This window comes from Curtobacterium sp. BNK-1, assembly GCF_048685235.1.
GTDB lineage: Bacteria > Pseudomonadota > Gammaproteobacteria > Enterobacterales > Enterobacteriaceae > Pantoea > Pantoea agglomerans.
Genome location: NZ_JBLQTJ010000001.1, coordinates 999,254 through 1,017,284 on the forward strand (window position 1 = coordinate 999,254; position 18,031 = coordinate 1,017,284).

General features: G+C 58.6%; 19 protein-coding genes and 1 riboswitch. Of the genes, 13 read left to right on the forward strand and 6 right to left on the reverse strand.

Annotated elements, in window-relative coordinates:
* The first annotated feature begins 10 nt into the window (after positions 1 to 10).
* Genes bioB through bioD form a run of 4 tightly spaced genes read left to right on the forward strand, consistent with a single transcriptional unit; the run spans position 11 to position 3,600 of the window.
* Positions 11 to 1,042: a biotin synthase BioB gene (bioB, locus tag ACMGGP_RS04810; RefSeq protein ID WP_122459028.1), complete on the forward strand. Its 1,032-nt coding sequence runs from the start codon at positions 11 to 13 to the stop codon at positions 1,040 to 1,042.
* A complete protein-coding gene (gene bioF, locus ACMGGP_RS04815; RefSeq protein ID WP_033766721.1) occupies positions 1,042 to 2,193 on the forward strand; it encodes an 8-amino-7-oxononanoate synthase in 1,152 nt (383 codons plus the stop codon). The genes bioB and bioF overlap by 1 nt, the downstream gene beginning before the upstream one ends.
* On the forward strand, positions 2,177 to 2,932 hold the full coding sequence (gene bioC, locus ACMGGP_RS04820) for a malonyl-ACP O-methyltransferase BioC (RefSeq protein WP_022626017.1): 756 nt from the start codon (positions 2,177 to 2,179) through the stop codon (positions 2,930 to 2,932). The genes bioF and bioC overlap by 17 nt, the downstream gene beginning before the upstream one ends.
* The gene (gene bioD / locus ACMGGP_RS04825; RefSeq protein ID WP_062758126.1) at positions 2,929 to 3,600 is read left to right on the forward strand and encodes a dethiobiotin synthase; all 672 of its coding nucleotides are present in this window, start codon (positions 2,929 to 2,931) and stop codon (positions 3,598 to 3,600) included. Before bioC ends, bioD begins: the two co-directional genes overlap by 4 nt.
* A 146-nt stretch (positions 3,601 to 3,746) precedes the next feature.
* Here bioD and ACMGGP_RS04830 read toward each other — a convergent pair whose 3' ends face one another.
* Positions 3,747 to 4,469 carry an ABC transporter ATP-binding protein gene (locus ACMGGP_RS04830; RefSeq protein WP_010260222.1) on the reverse strand — a complete coding sequence of 241 codons (723 nt, stop codon included), beginning with the start codon at positions 4,467 to 4,469 and terminating at the stop codon, positions 3,747 to 3,749.
* Between the two features lie 895 nt (positions 4,470 to 5,364).
* Between ACMGGP_RS04830 and uvrB the strand changes: the two genes are divergently transcribed.
* Positions 5,365 to 7,386: an excinuclease ABC subunit UvrB gene (gene uvrB, locus ACMGGP_RS04835; protein WP_010260230.1), complete on the forward strand. Its 2,022-nt coding sequence runs from the start codon at positions 5,365 to 5,367 to the stop codon at positions 7,384 to 7,386.
* Here uvrB and ACMGGP_RS04840 read toward each other — a convergent pair.
* Positions 7,370 to 8,293, reverse strand: a complete 924-nt coding sequence (locus ACMGGP_RS04840; protein WP_010669674.1) for a gluconeogenesis factor YvcK family protein — start codon at positions 8,291 to 8,293, stop codon at positions 7,370 to 7,372. The two genes, uvrB and ACMGGP_RS04840, sit on opposite strands and share 17 nt — an antisense overlap.
* Positions 8,294 to 8,497: 204 nt before the next feature.
* A riboswitch (molybdenum cofactor riboswitch) is annotated at positions 8,498 to 8,631 on the forward strand.
* On the opposite strand from ACMGGP_RS04840, the gene moaA reads away from it, so the two are divergent.
* The 5 genes from moaA to moaE all read left to right on the forward strand — a co-directional run bounded on the left by moaA (position 8,621) and on the right by moaE (position 11,317).
* Positions 8,621 to 9,607, forward strand: coding sequence for a GTP 3',8-cyclase MoaA (moaA, locus tag ACMGGP_RS04845; protein WP_022626014.1), 987 nt, complete (start codon positions 8,621 to 8,623; stop codon positions 9,605 to 9,607). Its footprint overlaps the riboswitch before it by 11 nt.
* Positions 9,608 to 9,621: 14 nt before the next feature.
* Complete coding sequence (moaB, locus tag ACMGGP_RS04850; RefSeq protein WP_010669676.1) at positions 9,622 to 10,137, forward strand: molybdenum cofactor biosynthesis protein B; 516 nt, start codon at positions 9,622 to 9,624, stop codon at positions 10,135 to 10,137.
* A 2-nt stretch (positions 10,138 to 10,139) separates the two neighbouring features.
* Positions 10,140 to 10,625, forward strand: a complete 486-nt coding sequence (gene moaC, locus ACMGGP_RS04855) for a cyclic pyranopterin monophosphate synthase MoaC (protein WP_010260240.1) — start codon at positions 10,140 to 10,142, stop codon at positions 10,623 to 10,625.
* On the forward strand, positions 10,618 to 10,863 hold the full coding sequence (gene moaD, locus ACMGGP_RS04860) for a molybdopterin synthase sulfur carrier subunit (RefSeq protein WP_010260243.1): 246 nt from the start codon (positions 10,618 to 10,620) through the stop codon (positions 10,861 to 10,863). The genes moaC and moaD overlap by 8 nt, the downstream gene beginning before the upstream one ends.
* A 1-nt stretch (position 10,864) precedes the next feature.
* Positions 10,865 to 11,317 (forward strand): molybdopterin synthase catalytic subunit MoaE, encoded by a 453-nt coding sequence (gene moaE / locus ACMGGP_RS04865; RefSeq protein WP_010669678.1) that lies wholly within the window; start codon positions 10,865 to 10,867, stop codon positions 11,315 to 11,317.
* 105 nt (positions 11,318 to 11,422) lie between these two features.
* On the opposite strand, the gene ACMGGP_RS04870 is transcribed toward moaE, so the two are convergent.
* Positions 11,423 to 12,208 (reverse strand): OBAP family protein, encoded by a 786-nt coding sequence (locus tag ACMGGP_RS04870; RefSeq protein ID WP_425033815.1) that lies wholly within the window; start codon positions 12,206 to 12,208, stop codon positions 11,423 to 11,425.
* Positions 12,209 to 12,314: 106 nt separating this feature from the next.
* On the opposite strand from ACMGGP_RS04870, the gene ACMGGP_RS04875 reads away from it, so the two are divergent.
* Both ACMGGP_RS04875 and ACMGGP_RS04880 read left to right on the forward strand, forming a co-directional pair.
* A complete protein-coding gene (locus tag ACMGGP_RS04875; protein ID WP_089414453.1) occupies positions 12,315 to 13,409 on the forward strand; it encodes a DUF1615 domain-containing protein in 1,095 nt (364 codons plus the stop codon).
* A gap of 246 nt (positions 13,410 to 13,655) precedes the next feature.
* Complete coding sequence (locus ACMGGP_RS04880) at positions 13,656 to 14,363, forward strand: Bax inhibitor-1/YccA family protein (protein ID WP_010260256.1); 708 nt, start codon at positions 13,656 to 13,658, stop codon at positions 14,361 to 14,363.
* A 50-nt stretch (positions 14,364 to 14,413) separates the two neighbouring features.
* Here the strand turns inward: ACMGGP_RS04880 and ACMGGP_RS04885 are convergent, their stop codons facing one another.
* Genes ACMGGP_RS04885 through ACMGGP_RS04895 form a run of 3 tightly spaced genes read right to left on the reverse strand, consistent with a single transcriptional unit; the run spans position 14,414 to position 17,381 of the window.
* Positions 14,414 to 15,379 (reverse strand): lysylphosphatidylglycerol synthase domain-containing protein, encoded by a 966-nt coding sequence (locus ACMGGP_RS04885; RefSeq protein ID WP_498798223.1) that lies wholly within the window; start codon positions 15,377 to 15,379, stop codon positions 14,414 to 14,416.
* Complete coding sequence (gene clsB, locus ACMGGP_RS04890; protein ID WP_010260263.1) at positions 15,379 to 16,623, reverse strand: cardiolipin synthase ClsB; 1,245 nt, start codon at positions 16,621 to 16,623, stop codon at positions 15,379 to 15,381. The genes ACMGGP_RS04885 and clsB overlap by 1 nt, the downstream gene beginning before the upstream one ends.
* The gene (locus tag ACMGGP_RS04895) at positions 16,620 to 17,381 is read right to left on the reverse strand and encodes an endonuclease/exonuclease/phosphatase family protein (RefSeq protein ID WP_022626009.1); all 762 of its coding nucleotides are present in this window, start codon (positions 17,379 to 17,381) and stop codon (positions 16,620 to 16,622) included. Before ACMGGP_RS04895 ends, clsB begins: the two co-directional genes overlap by 4 nt.
* 179 nt (positions 17,382 to 17,560) lie before the next feature.
* On the opposite strand from ACMGGP_RS04895, the gene ACMGGP_RS04900 reads away from it, so the two are divergent.
* Positions 17,561 to 17,953, forward strand: coding sequence for a YbhQ family protein (locus ACMGGP_RS04900; RefSeq protein ID WP_010669681.1), 393 nt, complete (start codon positions 17,561 to 17,563; stop codon positions 17,951 to 17,953).
* Positions 17,954 to 18,031: the final 78 nt, after the last annotated feature.

Below are 18,031 nucleotides of genomic sequence, written 5' to 3' on the forward strand. Positions count from 1 at the left end.
GGAGTAAGTAATGGCTCAACGCTGGACAATTGCACAGGCGCAAGCGCTGTTTGATCAACCTTTTCTTGAACTGATGTTTAACGCGCAGCAGGTACATCGGCAGCACTTCGATCCGCGCCAGGTGCAGGTCAGTACCCTGCTGTCGATCAAAACCGGCGCCTGTCCGGAAGATTGTAAATACTGCCCGCAGAGTGCGCGCTACAAGACCGGCCTGGAGTCGGAGCGGCTGATGGAAGTGGAAGAGGTGCTGACCTCAGCGCGTCAGGCCAAAGCCGCCGGTTCAACCCGCTTCTGCATGGGTGCCGCGTGGAAAAATCCGCACGAGCGCGATATGCCCTATCTGGAGAAGATGGTGGAAGGCGTGAAGGCGATGGGAATGGAAACCTGCATGACGCTGGGCACGCTCAGCGAGCACCAGGCGCAGCGACTGGCGGGCGCGGGTCTCGATTTCTACAACCATAACCTCGACACCTCACCGGAATTCTACGGCTCCATCATCACCACCCGCAGCTATCAGGAACGTCTGGATACGCTGGGCAAAGTGCGCGACGCCGGCATTAAGGTCTGTTCGGGTGGCATTGTCGGCCTGGGCGAAACCGTTAACGACCGCGCCGGTCTGCTGGTGCAGTTAGCCAACCTGCCAACGCCGCCGGAGAGTGTACCGATCAATATGCTGGTGAAGGTCAAAGGCACGCCGCTGGCAGATAACGATGATGTGGAACCGTTCGATTTTATCCGCACCATCGCGGTGGCGCGCATCATGATGCCGACCTCGCATGTGCGCCTCTCAGCGGGCCGTGAGCAGATGAGCGAGCAGACCCAGGCGATGTGCTTTATGGCCGGGGCGAACTCGATTTTCTACGGCTGCAAACTGCTGACCACGCCGAATCCGGAAGAGGACAAAGACCGCGTGCTGTTCCGCAAACTGGGTCTTAACCCGGAGCATACTCACACTCAGCACGGCGATCAGCAGCAGGAGCAGCAACTCAGCGAGCAGCTATTCCATGCCGACACTGAACAGTTCTACAACGCGGCGCTGTAATGGGCTGGCAGCAACGTATCCGTCAGGCGCTGACGCAGCGCCGGGCGGCCGATGGCTGGCGGCAGCGACGGGTGATCGATCAGCAATCGACCCGCACGCTGCACAGCGGCGGCCGCAGCTATCTCCACTTTTCCAGCAATGATTATCTCGGCTTAACCCAGCATCCGGCGGTGATTGCGGGCTGGCAACAGGGCGCGGCGCAGGCGGGCGCAGGTGCCGGTGCCTCGGGGCATGTCACCGGTTATCACCGTCAGCACGCCGATCTTGAGGCGCAGCTGGCCGACTGGCTCGGCTACGACCGTGCGCTGCTGTTTATCTCTGGCTTTGCGGCCAATCAGGCGGTCATTCATCTGCTGGGCGAGAAAAACGATCGCATCCTGGCCGATAAACTCAGCCACGCCTCGCTGCTCGATGCCGCCAGCCATAGTCCGGCACAGCTACGACGTTTCCATCACAACGCGCCGGAGAGCCTGGCAGCCCGGCTCGCCTCTCCCTGTGAGGGCGAAACGCTGGTGGTGACGGAAGGTATTTTCAGCATGGATGGCGACAGTGCGCCGCTGGCCGCCCTGGCGCAACAGACGCGCCAGGCAGAGGGCTGGCTGCTGGTGGATGATGCGCACGGCATCGGCGTGGTGGGTGAGCAGGGGCGCGGCAGCTGCTGGCAGCAGGACGTTAAACCGGAACTGCTGGTGGTCACCTTTGGCAAAGCCTTTGGCGTCAGCGGTGCCGCGCTGCTGTGCGACGCAGCCACCGCCGACTATTTCCTGCAGTTCAGCCGACATCTGATCTACTCCACCGCGATGCCCGCGGCGCAGGCGAGCGCGCTGCAGGCGGCGCTGCGTGAAGTTCAGCAGGGCGATGCCCTGCGGCAGCAACTGCAGCAGAACATTGGCCATTTCCGGCGCGGTGCGGCCTCGCTGCCGTGGCAACTGATGGACTCCGGCAGCGCGATTCAGCCGCTGCTGGTGGGCGAAAATGGTGATGCGATGGCGCTCTCCCAGCGGCTGGCTGAGGCGGGCTGCTGGGTCAGCGCGATCCGGCCACCGACCGTGCCGCCGGGGACGGCCCGGCTGCGCATCACCCTGACCGCGGCTCATCGCCCCGAGGATATTGACCGGTTACTGGAGGCGCTGCATGACGCTGCGGGTTGACAAGCAGGCGGTGGCACGCGCCTTTGGCCGGGCGGCCAGCCATTACGATGCCCATGCGGCGCTGCAACGCCTCAGCGGCGATGCCCTGCTGGCACTGGCGCCCGCACAGAGTGGTCTGCAACTGCTGGATGCCGGTTGTGGCACCGGCTGGTACAGCAGGCTGTGGCGCGAACGTGGCAAACAGGTAACGGCTCTGGATCTCTCTCCGCAGATGCTGCAACAGGCGCGGGACAATGACGCGGCGCAGCACTATCTGGCCGGTGATATCGACGCGCTGCCGCTGGCGGATAACACGATTGATCTGGTGTGGAGCAACCTGGCGGTGCAGTGGAGCGAGGATCTGCCCGGCGCGCTGAGCCAGTTCCGGCGGGTGCTGCGGCCCGATGGCACGCTGCTGTTTTCCACTCTGGGCGACGGTTCGCTGCAGGAGGTTCATGAAGCCTGGTCCCATCTGGATGCGCTGCCTCACGCTAATCGCTTTCTCAGCGAGCCACAGATTGCGGCGGCCTGCCACGCAGAGCAGCTGCGCTGTACCTCAGAAGTAGTGACCCTGCATTTTCCCGATGCGCTCAGCGCCATGCGCTCCCTGAAGGGGATTGGCGCGACTCATCTGCATCAGGGGCGTGACGGGCAGGTATTAACCCGACAACGGCTCAACCAGTTAGAGGCGCACTGGCCGCGCGATCGGCACGGCTATCGCCTGAGTTACCATTTAATCTATGGAGTAAGTGCATCATGAAACGCCTGTTTATCACTGGCACCGACACCGAGGTCGGTAAAACCGTGGCCAGCGGCGGGCTGCTGCAGGCGGCCGCCGCAGCGGGCTATCGCTGTGCGGGCTATAAGCCGGTTGCCTCAGGCTGTGAGATGACGCCAGAGGGCATCCGTAACAGCGATGCGCTGGCGCTGCAGCGTTACAGCAGCGTGCCGTTAAGCTATCAGCAGGTCAATCCGCTGGCGTTTCTTGAGCCGACATCGCCGCACATCGTCAGCGCCGAAGAGGGCAGGCCGATCACCCATCTGGCGCTGTCGGCGGGTCTGGCGGCGCTGCAACCGCTGGCAGACTGGATTCTGGTAGAGGGCGCGGGCGGCTGGTATACCCCGTTGTCGGAGACGCACACCTATGCGGACTGGGTGGTCAGCGAAAAGCTGCCCGTGATTCTGGTGGTAGGGATTAAGCTCGGCTGCATCAACCACGCCATGCTCACCGCTGACGCGGTGCGGGCAAGCGGCCTGCCGCTGGTGGGCTGGATCGCCAACACCGTCGAACCCCCGGGTAAACGCTATCAGGAGTATCTCACCAGCCTGAAAAATCGACTGCCTGCGCCCTGTCTGGGCACCATCCCGTTTCTCACCGATGCGGCGCAGCAGGCGTCCTGTGGTCACTACCTGACGTTGCCGGAGTAACCGCCTGGCCTGGCTATTTTATTTGTCATGCTGAATCCGGGCAGTGCTCTCCATCCTTGCGTGCTGTGTACACGCTCCGGTGGTTCCGCGCGCTCCGTCTTCAGCCTGCCTGCAACACTTACGCCCGGTGGGGCAGGCGCTGAATGTCAGGCCACCGTCAGCCATTTATCGACGGTGTGGTCATCAAGCTGTTCCATGCTGCCCTGCGCCACATTGCGGCCGCGGTGCAGCAGCAGGAAATAGTCCGCCACGCGACGGATCAGCGACAGGCGCTGCTCCAGCAGCAGGATGGTCAGCCCGTAGTCGAGGTTAAGCCGACGAATCAGATTGCCCATCTCCTCTTCCAGCCACGGCGACATCCCGTCGGTCGGCTCATCCAGAATCAGCAGTTTGGGCTGCAGCACCAGCGCGCGCGCCAGGGCCAGCTGTTGCTGCTGATCGATCGGCAGATCGCCGCTGCGCTGCTGGCGCAGTGAGTAGAGCGCCGGGAAGAGGTCGAATACCATTTCGGGAATGGCGCGATGGCGGTCGCGCTGGCTGGCACCCGCCAGCAGGGCAATCAGCAGATTATCTTCCACGCTCATCTGGGTAAAAATATGGCGGCCCTGCGGCACATAGCCAATCCCCATCTGCGCCCGCTGTTCAGCCGGTTGCAGCAGCAGATCTTCCGGCGGCGAGCCATCCTCTTTCCAGGAGATAGAGCCGCTGTTAATCGGCAATCTGCCCATGATGCAGTTCACCAGCGTGGTTTTACCCATGCCAGGACGGCCCAGAATGCCGGTGCAGGTGCCAGGCGACAGATCCAGGTCCACATCCCACAGAATATGGTTTTGACCGTAAAATTGATTTACCGAACGTAAACTCAGCATCTGACACTCTCCTTCCCGATCGTTAGCCTGATTGCTTCCGCGCTCTGTCGTCTGGCAAACAAGTCATCAGCAACGGCAGCCTCGCCATTGCAGCACAGTGCGCGTTTCGCGCGGTGACGCCACTGAACTCCTGCAATTCCCAGGCCAGATCTAAAAACGGCCCTGTTTCCTGCTGCAGCGCCGCGTGTCAGGGATGAAAGGTGAGAAAAACTTATCAATTCACCCACGGTGACCACGCACCTGCACTTTTGCAGTGCCCTGGAGCGCTGTTTCTGGTGCAGACGTACTGTAACGTGGCAGGAAGTCCGATTAAGAATCTTAGTATGAGGCGTGCAAATTTGCGTACGACACCCGGTGACAGATTAAAATTGCAGAATAATCCGTCAGCAGGCGACGCGAAATTTAACGCAAAAAAAATTATTTTCACGGTAGTGAGAAGGCAGGGAAAAATTATACACAGCAGATGGCGTCGGGGCTGCCATCACTTATCCACCATTCCTGTGGATAACCTTGTGCATTAGGTAATGAAAACCAGTTGGAAGCGAGGAAATACGCGGCCTGGTAACATAATGACGAGAATCTGGCCTCATAGCCTTATGTCAGTAAAATCAGTTGCTTATCAAAAAACAAGCCTGAGAATTATCTGTCAGGTAACCGTACTGTAATTTTGTGACACTCTATTGACAAATGTTAAATCAGATCCCTTCCTGGGGATAACATTGCGCAACAAGCTGAGCGATAACGCTGCCAGCCTGCAGGGACATCAGGTGCCATCCTGCTGGCGTTAACATTGCACCAACACTGTTTTTATATCCAGTATTATTTTCTGGCAAAATCACCATAGCAGAGTAAAATAAGTGCCTGCCCGCCGACTTCTCCAGCAGGAACTGCATTCATGAGCAAAGCCTTTAAATTGAACTCCGCCTTTAAACCTTCGGGCGACCAGCCTGAGGCGATACGTCGCCTGGAAGAGGGGCTGGAGGATGGACTGGCCCATCAGACCTTATTAGGCGTAACCGGCTCCGGTAAAACGTTTACCGTCGCCAACGTGATTGCCGACCTCAACCGTCCGACCATGGTGCTGGCACCCAACAAGACGCTGGCCGCCCAGCTCTATGGCGAGATGAAAGAGTTTTTCCCGGATAACGCCGTCGAGTTTTTCGTCTCTTACTACGACTACTACCAGCCTGAAGCCTATGTGCCGAGCTCCGACACCTTTATCGAAAAGGATGCGTCGGTGAACGAACATATCGAACAGATGCGTTTGTCGGCCACCAAGGCGCTGCTGGAACGGCGCGATGTCATTGTGGTGGCATCGGTTTCGGCTATCTACGGTCTTGGCGATCCCGATCTCTATCTGAAAATGATGCTGCACCTGACCCGCGGCATGATTATCGATCAGCGCAGTATTCTGCGCCGTCTGTCAGAGCTGCAGTACACCCGCAACGACCAGGCGTTCCAGCGCGGCACCTTCCGGGTGCGCGGCGAAGTGATCGATATCTTCCCGGCGGAGTCGGACGATATTGCGCTGCGCGTCGAGCTGTTTGACGAAGAGGTTGAGCGTCTGTCGCTGTTTGACCCGCTGACCGGCCAGATCGATTCGGTCGTGCCGCGCTTTACCATCTACCCCAAGACGCACTACGTGACGCCGCGTGAGCGTATTCTGCAGGCGATGGAAGATATCAAAGTTGAGCTGGCGGACCGCCGCCGGGTGCTGCTGGAGAACAATAAGCTGCTGGAAGAGCAGCGCATTACCCAGCGTACCCAGTTTGACCTGGAGATGATGAGCGAGCTGGGCTACTGCTCCGGCATCGAGAACTACTCACGCTACCTCTCCGCACGCGGACCGGGCGAAGCGCCGCCGACGCTGTTTGACTATCTGCCCGCCGATGGCCTGCTGGTGGTGGATGAGTCGCACGTGACCATTCCGCAGATTGGCGGCATGTACAAAGGCGACCGGGCGCGTAAAGAGACGCTGGTGGAGTATGGCTTCCGCCTGCCGTCGGCGCTGGATAACCGTCCGATGAAGTTTGAAGAGTTTGAGGCACTGGCCCCGCAGACCATCTATGTTTCGGCGACGCCGGGCAAATATGAGCTGGAAAAGTCGGGCGACGAAGTGATCGATCAGGTGGTGCGTCCTACCGGTCTGCTGGATCCGATCATCGAAGTGCGTCCGGTCGGTACCCAGGTCGACGATCTGCTGTCAGAAATCCGTCAGCGCGTGGCGATCAACGAACGTGTACTGGTGACGGTGCTGACCAAACGCATGGCGGAAGACCTCACCGAATATCTGTCTGAGCATGGTGAGAAGGTGCGTTATCTGCACTCCGATATCGACACGGTAGAGCGTATGGAGATTATCCGCGACTTACGTCTGGGCGAGTTTGATGTGCTGGTGGGCATTAACTTACTGCGTGAGGGGCTGGATATGCCGGAAGTGTCGCTGGTGGCGATTCTCGATGCGGATAAAGAGGGCTTCCTGCGCTCCGAACGCTCGCTGATTCAGACCATTGGCCGTGCGGCGCGTAACATCAACGGTAAGGCGATTCTCTATGGCGATAAAATCACGCCGTCGATGGCGCGCGCCATTGAAGAGACCGAGCGCCGCCGTGAGAAACAGCAGCTGCACAACGAAGAGAATGGCATCGTGCCGCAGGGCCTGAATAAGAAGATCACCGATATTCTGGAACTGGGCAAAAATGTGGTGAAAACCCGCGGCAAAGCGAAACCCGCCCGTCCTGGCGAAGCCCAGGCGCTGGCCGATTTCCAGCTGTTAACGCCGCAGGCTCTTCAGAAGAAGATCCACGAACTGGAAGGGCAGATGCAGCAGCATGCTCAGAACCTGGAGTTCGAACAGGCGGCCAACGTACGCGATCAGCTGCATGAACTGCGAACGCTGTTTATTGCGGCCTCGTAGCGCCGTTAAAGCCCTGAATGGCGTGTTCCAGCGCCACCCGTAACAGCTGGCGGTCGTGACGATATTGGATATCGGCGGCCTCCAGCGGTTCACGGACAATCAGCCGGTTTTCAATGCCACGGGTGTCCACTGCCGGGCTGACGACCAGCGCATCAATCACCCGCTTGCCGATATAACGCTCCATCATCTGCAGCTTGTCAGCCACTGAGAGACTGGCGGCGGCAGGACTCAGCTCGCGGCCCAGATTGCCGATAAACACCATAGTGGCAGGCGTGCGACGCAAGGCCTGCGCCATCTCTTCCATCAGCAGAATCGGCATCAGGCTGGTGTAAAAGCTGCCGGGTCCAATCAGGATCAGATCCGCTTCACCAATCGCCTGCAGCGCTTCCCGCGTTGGCTGGACGTTGGGATGCAGCATCAGCTCCTGCGGCGGCTGCTTCATCTCGTCAATTGCGGTTTCGCCATAAACCATGTTGCCTTCAACATCCATCGCCACCAGATCCACCGGCTGCTCTGACATCGGGATTAAAAAGGCGTCGACCTTAAGCAGGTTACGGATGATGTTGATCGCTTCCAGCGGACGAACGCTGAGATGATCCAGCGCCCGCAGCATCAGATTACCCAGGTTATGTCCGGCCAGTTCGCCGTTACCGGCAAAACGGTACTCAAACATCGCCGAGGCGACGCTGGGTTCTGCAATCAGCTGGTTAAGGCAGTTACGCATATCGCCCCAGGCGATGCCGCCTTCTGAGCGACGAATACGGCCGGTCGATCCGCCGTTGTCGGTGGTGGTGACGATGCCGGTGAGACGCGAGCCCAGCGGGGAAAGGGCAGACATGACGCGGCCTAAACCGTGTCCGCCTCCCAGTGCCACAACGCGATCAAGATCGGCCAGTGTGCGATTCATACTTCTCCTTAATATCCGTTCGCGTGGCGAGGCTCTAATCGCTAAGCCCGCGCGGATGACTTACGTCAAAATCTGGATCGCATTTTAACGTATCCTGTCGCGAAAATGCGGTGAAAATTCGATATGTATAAGAATATATAGCGAAAACAGTAAATGGAAGAGTGACGAAAATCACGCTACCATCATGCTTACCGCGCTGATCAACGGGTCAGCGTACACTCAAGCCTGAATGCCTACGTCTGCGGATAGGGGGTTCAGGCCGTAGCCATCGAGCTGCCAGGGTGCAGGAAGAAATGACTGCATCTCCCAATCTGGAAAGGTGTTCTGGTGTCACAATTTACTGATGCATACGCGCGTAAGTTCTATTACCTGCGCCTGTCGGTCACGGATGTCTGTAATTTCCGCTGTACCTACTGTCTTCCTGACGGCTACAAACCGCAGGGAATTCGTAACAAAAGCTTTCTCTCGCTGGATGAAATCCGCCGCGTCACGCGGGCCTTTGCCGCTGCCGGAACGGAAAAAGTGCGGCTGACCGGCGGTGAGCCGTCGCTGCGCCGTGATTTCACCGACATCATTGCGGCGGTGCGCGAAAACGCCTCCATTCGCCAGATCGCGGTAACCACCAATGGCTACCGGCTGGCGCGTGACGTGAAACAGTGGCGTGACGCGGGGTTAACCGCACTCAACGTCAGCGTCGACAGCCTGGATGCCCGTCAGTTTCACGCCATTACCGGCCAGGATAAATTCCATCAGGTAATGAGTGGTATTGATGCTGCCCTCGACGCCGGTTTTCGCCAGGTCAAAGTCAACAGCGTGCTGATGCGCGATCTCAACAGCCGTAATCTGGCCACGTTCCTCGACTGGATCCGCACCCGTCCGATTCAGCTGCGCTTTATCGAGCTGATGGAGACCGGCGACGGCGGCACGCTGTTTCGCGATCAGCACGTTTCCGGCATGGTCATCCGCGATCAGCTGATCGCCCAGGGCTGGCAGCGTCGGGAGAGCGGACGCAGCGACGGCCCGGCGCAGGTCTTTTACCATCCCGATTATGTCGGCGAGATTGGTCTGATCATGCCTTATGCCAAAGATTTCTGTGCCAGCTGCAACCGTCTGCGCGTTTCGGCGCACGGTAATCTGCATCTATGCCTGTTTGGTGACGGCGGTGTGCCGCTGCGCGATCTGCTGGCGTCAGACGACCAGCAGGCCGAACTGCAGGCGCGCATCGCCAGCAGCCTGGGGCAGAAAAAGCAGACGCACTTTCTGCATCAGGGCAACACCGGCATCACACAGAATCTCTCTTACATTGGCGGCTAATTTCAGGAGGCAGTATGGGTAAACCAGCCAGCGAATTTCAGGCAGTGCAGATTGCGGTGATGACAGTGTCAGATCGTCGCGATGCCAGTGACGATACCTCCGGCGACTATCTGCGCGAAGCCGCAGTCGAAGCGGGGCATGAGGTGGTCGATCACGCCATCGTGCCGGATAATCTCTATCGTATTCGCGCCACCGTGTCGCGCTGGATCGCCAGTGAAGATGTTCAGGTCGTGATTATTAATGGCGGAACCGGCTTTAACCTGAAAAACAGCACGCCGGAAGCGCTGCTGCCGCTGTTCGACCGCGAGATTGATGGATTTGGCGAACTGTTCCGGATGATCTCCTATGAAGAGATTGGCGGTTCGACATTGCAGTCGCGCGCGATTGCCGGTCTGGCTAATCAGACGCTGATCCTGGCCGTGCCGGGTTCCACCAGCGCCTGCCGCACCGCCTGGGAACGCATTATCGCTGACCAGCTTGATGCGCGAACCGCGCCCTGTAATTTTGTCTCACACCTCAAGAAACGGTAAGTATGTCTCAACTCACACACATTAACGCCGCGGGCGAAGCGCACATGGTGGATGTCTCCGCCAAGGCGGAAACCGTGCGCGAAGCGCGGGCAGAAGTGCTGGTGCTGATGCAGCCGGAAACGCTGCAGATGATTATCGAAGGCAGCCACCACAAAGGGGATGTCTTTGCCACCGCGCGCATCGCCGGTATTCAGGCGGCGAAACGCACCTGGGAACTGATTCCGCTCTGTCATCCGCTGATGCTGAGCAAAGTGGAAGTGAACCTGGAGGCGGAACCGGACCACAGCCGGGTCCGCATCACCACGCTCTGTCGCCTGACCGGCAAAACCGGCGTGGAGATGGAAGCGCTGACGGCCGCGTCGGTTGCCGCGCTCACCATCTACGACATGTGCAAAGCGGTGCAGAAAGATATCGTTATCGATCAGCTGCGGTTAATCAGCAAGAGCGGTGGCAAAAGCGGCGATTTCCAGGCGGTCGCGCATGATTAAGGTGCTGTTTTTCGCCCAGGTCCGTGAGCTGATCGGCACCTCATCGCTTGAGGTCGGTGCTGATTATCCGGATGTGGCCGCGCTGCGCAGTGCGCTGGCAGATCGCGATGACCGCTGGGCGCTGGCGCTCGAGTCGGGCAAGCTGCTGGCGGCGGTGAATCAGACGCTGGTGCCGATGAGTCATCCGCTGCACGCCGGTGATGAAGTGGCCTTTTTCCCGCCCGTGACCGGAGGCTAAGATGGAAACGCAGATTCGCGTCGGTCCCGCGCCCTTTGATATGGCGGAAGCGTATCGCTGGCTGGCGGCCTGTGATGAAGATGGTGCGGTAGTGACCTTTACCGGCAAAGTCCGTAACCACAATCTGGGCAACGACGTCGCGGCACTGACGCTGGAGCACTATCCCGGCATGACCGAAAAAGCGCTACAGGAGATTGTTGATGCGGCGCGCGAACGCTGGCCGCTGCAGCGCGTCACGGTGATCCATCGCGTGGGCGAACTGTTTCCCGGCGATGAAATCGTGCTGGTGGGCGTGACCAGCGCCCATCGTGGCAGCGCCTTTTCCGCTGCAGAGTTCATCATGGATTACCTGAAAACCCGCGCGCCGTTCTGGAAGCGAGAAGCGACAGAGAAGGGCGATCGCTGGGTGGATGCCCGCGACAGCGACCACCAGGCGGCTCAGCGCTGGGACTAAGCTGCGTTAACGGCTTAGCGGGCAGAAGTGTCTGCGCCCGCTGAGCCGTTAACCGCAGACACGCCGCTGCCCGCATCCCCGGACATCACGACGCTTAGGGCGGGATTAAGGCTGCTTTAGCTGCTCAGCCGGACCAAAACCGGTCTGACCGTGGCTGTGTTCGCCGCCGCCGGCGGTGCGCTTCAGCTGAACGACCTGGCCCTGTTGCCAGGCATTGGCACCTGCTGCGGCAGGATGCGCCACGATATCCGCACGCTGGGCGCGGATCTTTTTGCTGTCGACGTCAAAACGACGATCGCGGTCCGCCAGCAGTCGCGAGTCCATCTGACCATCCTCCGTAAAGCCCATCATCAGCGCCGGAATGCCGATCGGCAGCGTTTTGTCGCGATCGGTATGCCAGGTGTGCCAGGTTTTCCCGTAGGTGTTCACAATGCGCTTCATCAGGGCGTGGTCGGCGGCTTCCGGTAAGCCTGGTGCAATCAGCGTGCCCGATTTCACCTCATACTGATGGCTGTGCCAGAGCTTCTTCTCTTCGGGCGGCAGGGTGTTAAACAACCGTTCGCTGATAATGTACTCCACGCCCATCAGCCGTGCATCGCGCGTGTTGCCGTCGTAAATCACCGCCTGCATCACATCGTCGTTCAGCACGGTGACATAGTGGTGCGCCTCCATCTGACCGTTCTTATCGCCGTTATAAAAATGGAATCCGTCAAGATAGGTGTTGATGGCGTCGATGGGCGGACGTGACTGCATCACGCTGGCGCCGGTCTCCAGCACCTTAAGCGAGGAGGAGGTGGGTGCGCCCGGTGATTTTACCTGGGCAGGCGTATTATTGGCGCCGCAGCCGGTTAATAACAGGCTGAATGCCGCAACAGGCCAGAGTTTAAACATCGTAAGTTCCTTTAACGGTAAAAAAGATAACCTTAGTTCAGTTCTCGCCTGCCTGTGAAACTCTGGCAATGGTAGAGTAGAGCTTTGGTTCATTCTGAGGACAGGCATGTCATCCACCCCGATTCTGCAACGTCTGACACTGGTCGCCGCACTGGTGCTGGCAGGTTGTAGCAGCAAGAAAACCCCTGAGGCGCCGATGCGGCAGCCTGAAGATGTCAAAGCGCAGATCCAGCGGCTGTTGCCCTCGCACGTCAGCAATAAAGCGGCGTGGAGCGACGATATCTACACCACCTTCCGCACTCAGCAGATCGATCCCAGCGCCAGTAACCTCTGCGCGGTGATCGCCGTGGCGGATCAGGAGAGCAACTTCAGCGCCGAGGCCGCCGTGCCGGGTCTGCCAAAAATCGCCTGGGGCGAGATCAACCGCCGTGCGGCGCAGGTGCACGTCCCGGCATTCCTGGTGCGTACCGCGCTGCAGATCAAATCGCCTACCGGTGAAAGCTACGCCGCCCGGCTGGACAAAGTGCGCAGTGAGAAAGAGCTGAGCGCTATTTTCGATGACCTGATCGATATGGTGCCGATGGGCCAGACGCTGTTTGGTAATCTCAATCCAATCCACACCGGCGGGCCGATGCAGGTCAGCATTGCGTTTGCCGAAGCGCATGCCAAAGGCTACCCGTGGCCGATTGATGGCACCATCCGGCGTGAAGTCTTTACCCGCCACGGCGGGATCTACTTCGGGACGATGCACCTGCTCGGCTATCCGGCTGACTACAGCCAGCCGCTCTACCGCTTTGCCGACTACAATGCGGGCTGGTATGCCAGCCGCAATGCGGCCTTCCAGGCGGCGGTGTCGCGCGCCACCGGCATGAAGCTGGCGCTGGATGGCGATCTGATTCTTTATGGATCAGATGCGGCGGGCGGCACCGAACTGGCGGTGCGCACGCTGTCGAAGCAGATCGATATGAGCAACAGCGACATCCGCCGCGATCTGGAGAAAGGGGAGAAAGCGTCGTTCAGCGACAGCGAACTCTGGAAACAGGTCTTTACCCTGGCGGATAAAATGGCGGGCAGAAAGTTACCGCGTGAAATGCTGCCGGGCATCAAGCTGGAAAGCCCGAAAATTACCCGTAATCTCACCACGGCGTGGTTTGCGCAGCGTGTCGACAGCCGTTATCAGCAGTGCCTGTCGCGACGTTAAGCGGCATGTTGTGGCGCAGTTGAGCTGAGCTGTGCCACACTTAGAGCCAGTTCCGGGCGACTTTTATTGTTATTCTGGCCCTGAACTGTGCGCATCCTCATAAGGCCGTATGAGCCCGTGGCGGTTGTGTCGCGCTGTCGCTGGCCCAACGGGCTGAAACAGAAACAACGTATGCCTGCCAGACCAGGTTATTCATCCGGTTCCCTGTGTGGGGCCGGTCCTAATCCGTTTAACAAGAGGTGCATCATGGACCGATATCCACGAAATGATTCCATCGTTCAATCCGCATCTCGCGGTTTACAAGCCTATATGGCGCAGGTCTATGGCTGGATGACCTGCGGTCTGTTACTGACGGCGTTTGTCTCCTGGTACGCTGCGCGCACGCCAGCGATCATGGAGCTGGTGTTTGCTAACCGCATCACCTTCTTCGGACTGATTATCGTGCAGCTGGGGCTGGTCTTCTTCCTGTCAGGCATGGTGCATCGCCTGAGCGGGGCCGTGGCAACCGGGCTGTTTATGCTCTACTCGGCGCTGACCGGCCTGACCATGGCGAGTATCTTCCTGGTTTACACTAACTCCTCGATCGCCAGCACCTTCTTTATCACGGCGGGGATGTTTGGCGCGATGAGCTTCTACGGCTATACCACCAAACGCGATCTCAGCCGTTTTGGCAGCCTGCTGTTTATGGCGCTGATTGGCATCGTGCTGGCGTCGCTGGTGAACTTCTGGCTGAAAAGCCCGGCGCTGATGTGGGCGATTACCTACATCGGGGTGGTGGTGTTTGTGGGGTTAACGGCCTATGACACGCAGAAGCTGAAAAATATCGGTGAGCAGATCGATGCCCGCGATACGGAAAACCTGCGTCGCTACTCGATTATGGGCGCACTGACGCTGTATCTCGACTTTATCAACCTGTTCCTGATGCTGCTGCGGATTTTCGGCAACCGCCGTTAAGCCTGAGGGAGTAGCGGGGGAGGTGCACTGTCTGCGCCTCCCCTTTTTTATTACGACTTCTGCAACTTCTGCTCGTTCTTCTGACGCAGATGCTTCGCCCGACTCTCCAGCCCCAGATAGAGCACCAGCGCTAACAGCAGCGGCAGGATAAAGTAGAGCACGCGATAAGCCAGCAGCGCCGCAATGATAGTGCCATGCGAGACGTGCTGACCGCTAAGCAGCGCCAGGAAGACCGCTTCCAGTACGCCAATGCCCGCCGGAATATGAATAATTACACCGGCAATACTGCTGATCAGCAGCACGCCCAGCACCATCGGATAACCGACGTCTCGTCCCAGCAGCAGCCAGATAATCGCCCCCATCACCATCCAGTTGGCACAGGAAACCGCAAACTGCAGCAGCGCCATGCGCAGCGAGGGCAGCTGCAGCGTCTGGCCTTTTACCGTCCAGCGACGCTGCTTTGAGAAGGCACAGGCCCAGAGGTAGGCCGCCACCAGCACCAGCAGAGCGCCACCAATCAGCCGCAGGGTGGTTTCACCAATAAACCAGCCGCTGGGGATCGAGACCATGCCCGCACTGAATACCACGCCCGCCAGCAGGATATAGCCCAGCCAGTTAGTGGCGATGCTCAGAGAGAAGATGCGGGTAATGGTGCCGCTATCCAGCCCTAACCGTGAATAGAGCCGGTAGCGCATCGCGACGCCACCCACCCAGGTACTCAGCGTCAGATTGAAGGCGTAACAGATAAACGACACCAGCATCACCTGCCGCTTCGCCAGCTTATGGCCGCAGTAGGCGCGTCCAATCAGGTCATAGCAGCCATACACCAGGTAACTCAGCACCACCAGTCCGGCGGCGGTCAGTACCACAAAGCGGTTATAGTTAACGATGACGTCATAAACATCTTCCCAGTTCACTTTGCGGGCATAGACCACCAGCAGAACCACCACCGCGATGAAAAAGAGCACGGTGAGGATTTTTTTCGCCAGTTGCCAGCGTGGATGTTTTTTTGCCATCAGGATTTTGCTCCCGGGTTATCAGTTTCAACGCGATCCTGCGTCTCCATTTCAGGCTGTACCGGCTCACCCACCTGGGCCAGCAGCGGCGTATGCGCCGGCAGCCAGCCAGCGATGGCCGGGAAATGGCGCAGGAAGTGGAATACCACCACGCTTTTACTCAGTTGCCACCAGTTGCGCGGCGGTAAGCGATCTTCCTGCACGCGCTGGCAATCGTTGGCCAGCAGCGCTTCCAGGTTATCGCGCAGCGTCTGGTTAAACGGCCTGTCGTGGATGATCAGATTGGCTTCAAGGTTAAGTGACAGGCTGAGCGGATCGAGATTGCTGGAGCCGACGGTGGCCCAGTAGTCGTCTTTTACCGCGATCTTGCCGTGCAGCGGGCGACGGATATATTCGTAGACTTCAACGCCGCCATCGACCAGATAGTTGTAGAGCAGCTCCGCGCCCACTTTCACAATCGGCATATCCGGTTCGCCCTGCACAATCAGTCGTACCCGGACGCCACGCTGCGCGGCATTGCGCATCTCACGCAGCAGCCGGTAGCCGGGGAAGAAGTAGGCATTGGCGATAATCACATCCCGCTTCGCCTCGCGCAGCATCTCCAGGTAGTGGACTTCGATGTCATCGCGATGCTCGTCGTTATCGCGATAAACATAGAGCACCTGAGCATCGCCGGGCGTGGCGTTGACCGCCGGACGATGAGAGCGCGATCCCCACCAGCGGCGGGTATTCTGTTCGCTGCCAATCGCCTGTTGCAGATAGCGGGCGATGTCACCCACCACCGGGCCTTTGACCTGTACCGCATAATCCTGTTTCGCTTCCGGGCCATAATCGGTGTTGTGCTCGGCCGAGAAGTTAATGCCGCCTACAAAGGCTACCACGTCATCCACCACCACGGTTTTGCGGTGCAGGCGGCGGAAAACGTTGGTGCGCATCCCCATCACCAGCGGACGCGGATCGTAATAGATGAAACGCACGCCAGCGCTGGTCAGGCTGTTAACAAATTTGTCGGAGAGTTCGGCAGAGCCATAACCATCGACCATCACTTCGACCCGCACGCCGCGCTGGGCTGCCGCCAGCAGTTCGCGGTGCAGGGCGTTGCCCACGTCATCCTCAAACAGAATAAAGGTTTCGATTAATACCGTACGTTCCGCCCGCTGGATCGCGCCAAAGACCCGCGGGAAAAACGCTTCGCCATTTTCCAGCAACAGCAGCCGGTTGCCTTCCTGCCAGCTAAAATTCATAGGTGAATCTCCACCGCCAGCGGCGCATGGTCGGAAAGATGGGACCAGGGCTTACGCGGCAGCGCCCACGGATGACTGACGGTGGCGTTGCGGACATAGATGCGGTCAAGCCGCAGGATCGGGAAGCGCGCCGGGAAGGTGCGCGCCGGGCGTCCGGTTTTCATGCTGAATACCTCTTTCAGGCCTGCGCCATGTTTCAGAATGGAGTTAGCGCGTCGCTGCCAGTCGTTGAAATCGCCCGCCACCACCACCGGCGCGTCGGGCGGCAGTGAGTTAACCATTTCACATATTTTCTTCATCTGCGCGTGACGATGGGCCACTTTCAGACCCAGATGAACGCAGATGACATGCAGCGTGCCATGCGGCTCGGGCAGGGCGATCTGGCAGTGCAGCATGCCGCGGTTTTCACTGCCCGCCACCGAGATATCCCGGTTCTCATAGTCGGCGATCGGGAAGCGAGACAGCACCGCATTGCCGTGATGCCCCTCCGGATAGACCGCATTACGCCCATAGGCGAAATCGTTCCATATGGTGTCGGCCAGAAACTCATAATGAGGAGAGTCGGGCCACTCCTCATGGTTAAGGGAGTGGATGGCATGCGTGCCCATCACCTCCTGCAGAAAGACCACATCCGCCTCCGTTGCGCGAACGGCGTCGCGTAATTCGGGCAGGATGAAGCGGCGATTGAAAGGGGCGAAACCCTTATGTGTATTGATCGTCAGGACTTTTATTGAAAATCCTTGCTTGTTTTGTGGCATACTCGCGACGCACTCCTTTTCATCATCAATAGAATCAAAGTGTAGTCTTTGTCACAAATGGGTGGTGAAAGAGGGCGAAAATTAGGGCGTTATCCGAAAATTGTTTTACATTGAGGAAATCGTTTCCGGCTTGTGCCGGTAGCACTTGGGCGACCTGTTGGGTCTGCCAGGAGAACTGAATGAAATGGTCTAATCGTATTCAAATTATCACGGGTCAAACGTTGTTGCATATTGCTATGCATCTGCTGGTGATCGCTGCACTGATCTGGGGCTGGAAGCACAAAGCGCTGGTTGATGTCTGCAGTACGCTGGTGGCGATGTACGCACTGGTTTTTGTTGCCATGCTGGTGACACAGCGCATTGCCCGTTTACGTACTCTCGGCGATTATCTTGAAGAAGCGACCACCACTTACTACTTTGGCGCCGCCATGATGACACTGTTCCTGGTGTCGCGGATTTACCACAACAACCTGCTGCTGGCGTGTCTCGGCGTAGTGATGTTGCTGGGTCCGGCGCTGGTCTCGCTGCTGGTGAAAGAGCCACCGCGACGAATCGAAAACAAACGTAGTTAAGTTGAAGGCCACCGGAAGGTGGCCTTCCTGTTTTCAGGCGGTTAAGTTGTGTCAGGAAATGTGAGCTATCTCGCACAC

What these genes read in the sequence shown, in the direction of transcription:
- bioB (WP_122459028.1), top strand. Translation starts at nt 11, where the DNA reads ATGGCTCAACGCTGGACAATTGCACAGGCGCAAGCGCTGTTTGATCAA.
- bioF (WP_033766721.1), top strand. Translation starts at nt 1,042, where the DNA reads ATGGGCTGGCAGCAACGTATCCGTCAGGCGCTGACGCAGCGCCGGGCG.
- bioC (WP_022626017.1), top strand. Translation starts at nt 2,177, where the DNA reads ATGACGCTGCGGGTTGACAAGCAGGCGGTGGCACGCGCCTTTGGCCGG.
- bioD (WP_062758126.1), top strand. Translation starts at nt 2,929, where the DNA reads ATGAAACGCCTGTTTATCACTGGCACCGACACCGAGGTCGGTAAAACC.
- ACMGGP_RS04830 (WP_010260222.1), bottom strand. Translation starts at nt 4,469, where the DNA reads ATGCTGAGTTTACGTTCGGTAAATCAATTTTACGGTCAAAACCATATT.
- uvrB (WP_010260230.1), top strand. Translation starts at nt 5,365, where the DNA reads ATGAGCAAAGCCTTTAAATTGAACTCCGCCTTTAAACCTTCGGGCGAC.
- ACMGGP_RS04840 (WP_010669674.1), bottom strand. Translation starts at nt 8,293, where the DNA reads ATGAATCGCACACTGGCCGATCTTGATCGCGTTGTGGCACTGGGAGGC.
- moaB (WP_010669676.1), top strand. Translation starts at nt 9,622, where the DNA reads ATGGGTAAACCAGCCAGCGAATTTCAGGCAGTGCAGATTGCGGTGATG.
- moaC (WP_010260240.1), top strand. Translation starts at nt 10,140, where the DNA reads ATGTCTCAACTCACACACATTAACGCCGCGGGCGAAGCGCACATGGTG.
- moaD (WP_010260243.1), top strand. Translation starts at nt 10,618, where the DNA reads ATGATTAAGGTGCTGTTTTTCGCCCAGGTCCGTGAGCTGATCGGCACC.
- moaE (WP_010669678.1), top strand. Translation starts at nt 10,865, where the DNA reads ATGGAAACGCAGATTCGCGTCGGTCCCGCGCCCTTTGATATGGCGGAA.
- ACMGGP_RS04870 (WP_425033815.1), bottom strand. Translation starts at nt 12,208, where the DNA reads ATGTTTAAACTCTGGCCTGTTGCGGCATTCAGCCTGTTATTAACCGGC.
- ACMGGP_RS04875 (WP_089414453.1), top strand. Translation starts at nt 12,315, where the DNA reads ATGTCATCCACCCCGATTCTGCAACGTCTGACACTGGTCGCCGCACTG.
- ACMGGP_RS04880 (WP_010260256.1), top strand. Translation starts at nt 13,656, where the DNA reads ATGGACCGATATCCACGAAATGATTCCATCGTTCAATCCGCATCTCGC.
- ACMGGP_RS04885 (WP_498798223.1), bottom strand. Translation starts at nt 15,379, where the DNA reads ATGGCAAAAAAACATCCACGCTGGCAACTGGCGAAAAAAATCCTCACC.
- clsB (WP_010260263.1), bottom strand. Translation starts at nt 16,623, where the DNA reads ATGAATTTTAGCTGGCAGGAAGGCAACCGGCTGCTGTTGCTGGAAAAT.
- ACMGGP_RS04895 (WP_022626009.1), bottom strand. Translation starts at nt 17,381, where the DNA reads ATGCCACAAAACAAGCAAGGATTTTCAATAAAAGTCCTGACGATCAAT.
- ACMGGP_RS04900 (WP_010669681.1), top strand. Translation starts at nt 17,561, where the DNA reads ATGAAATGGTCTAATCGTATTCAAATTATCACGGGTCAAACGTTGTTG.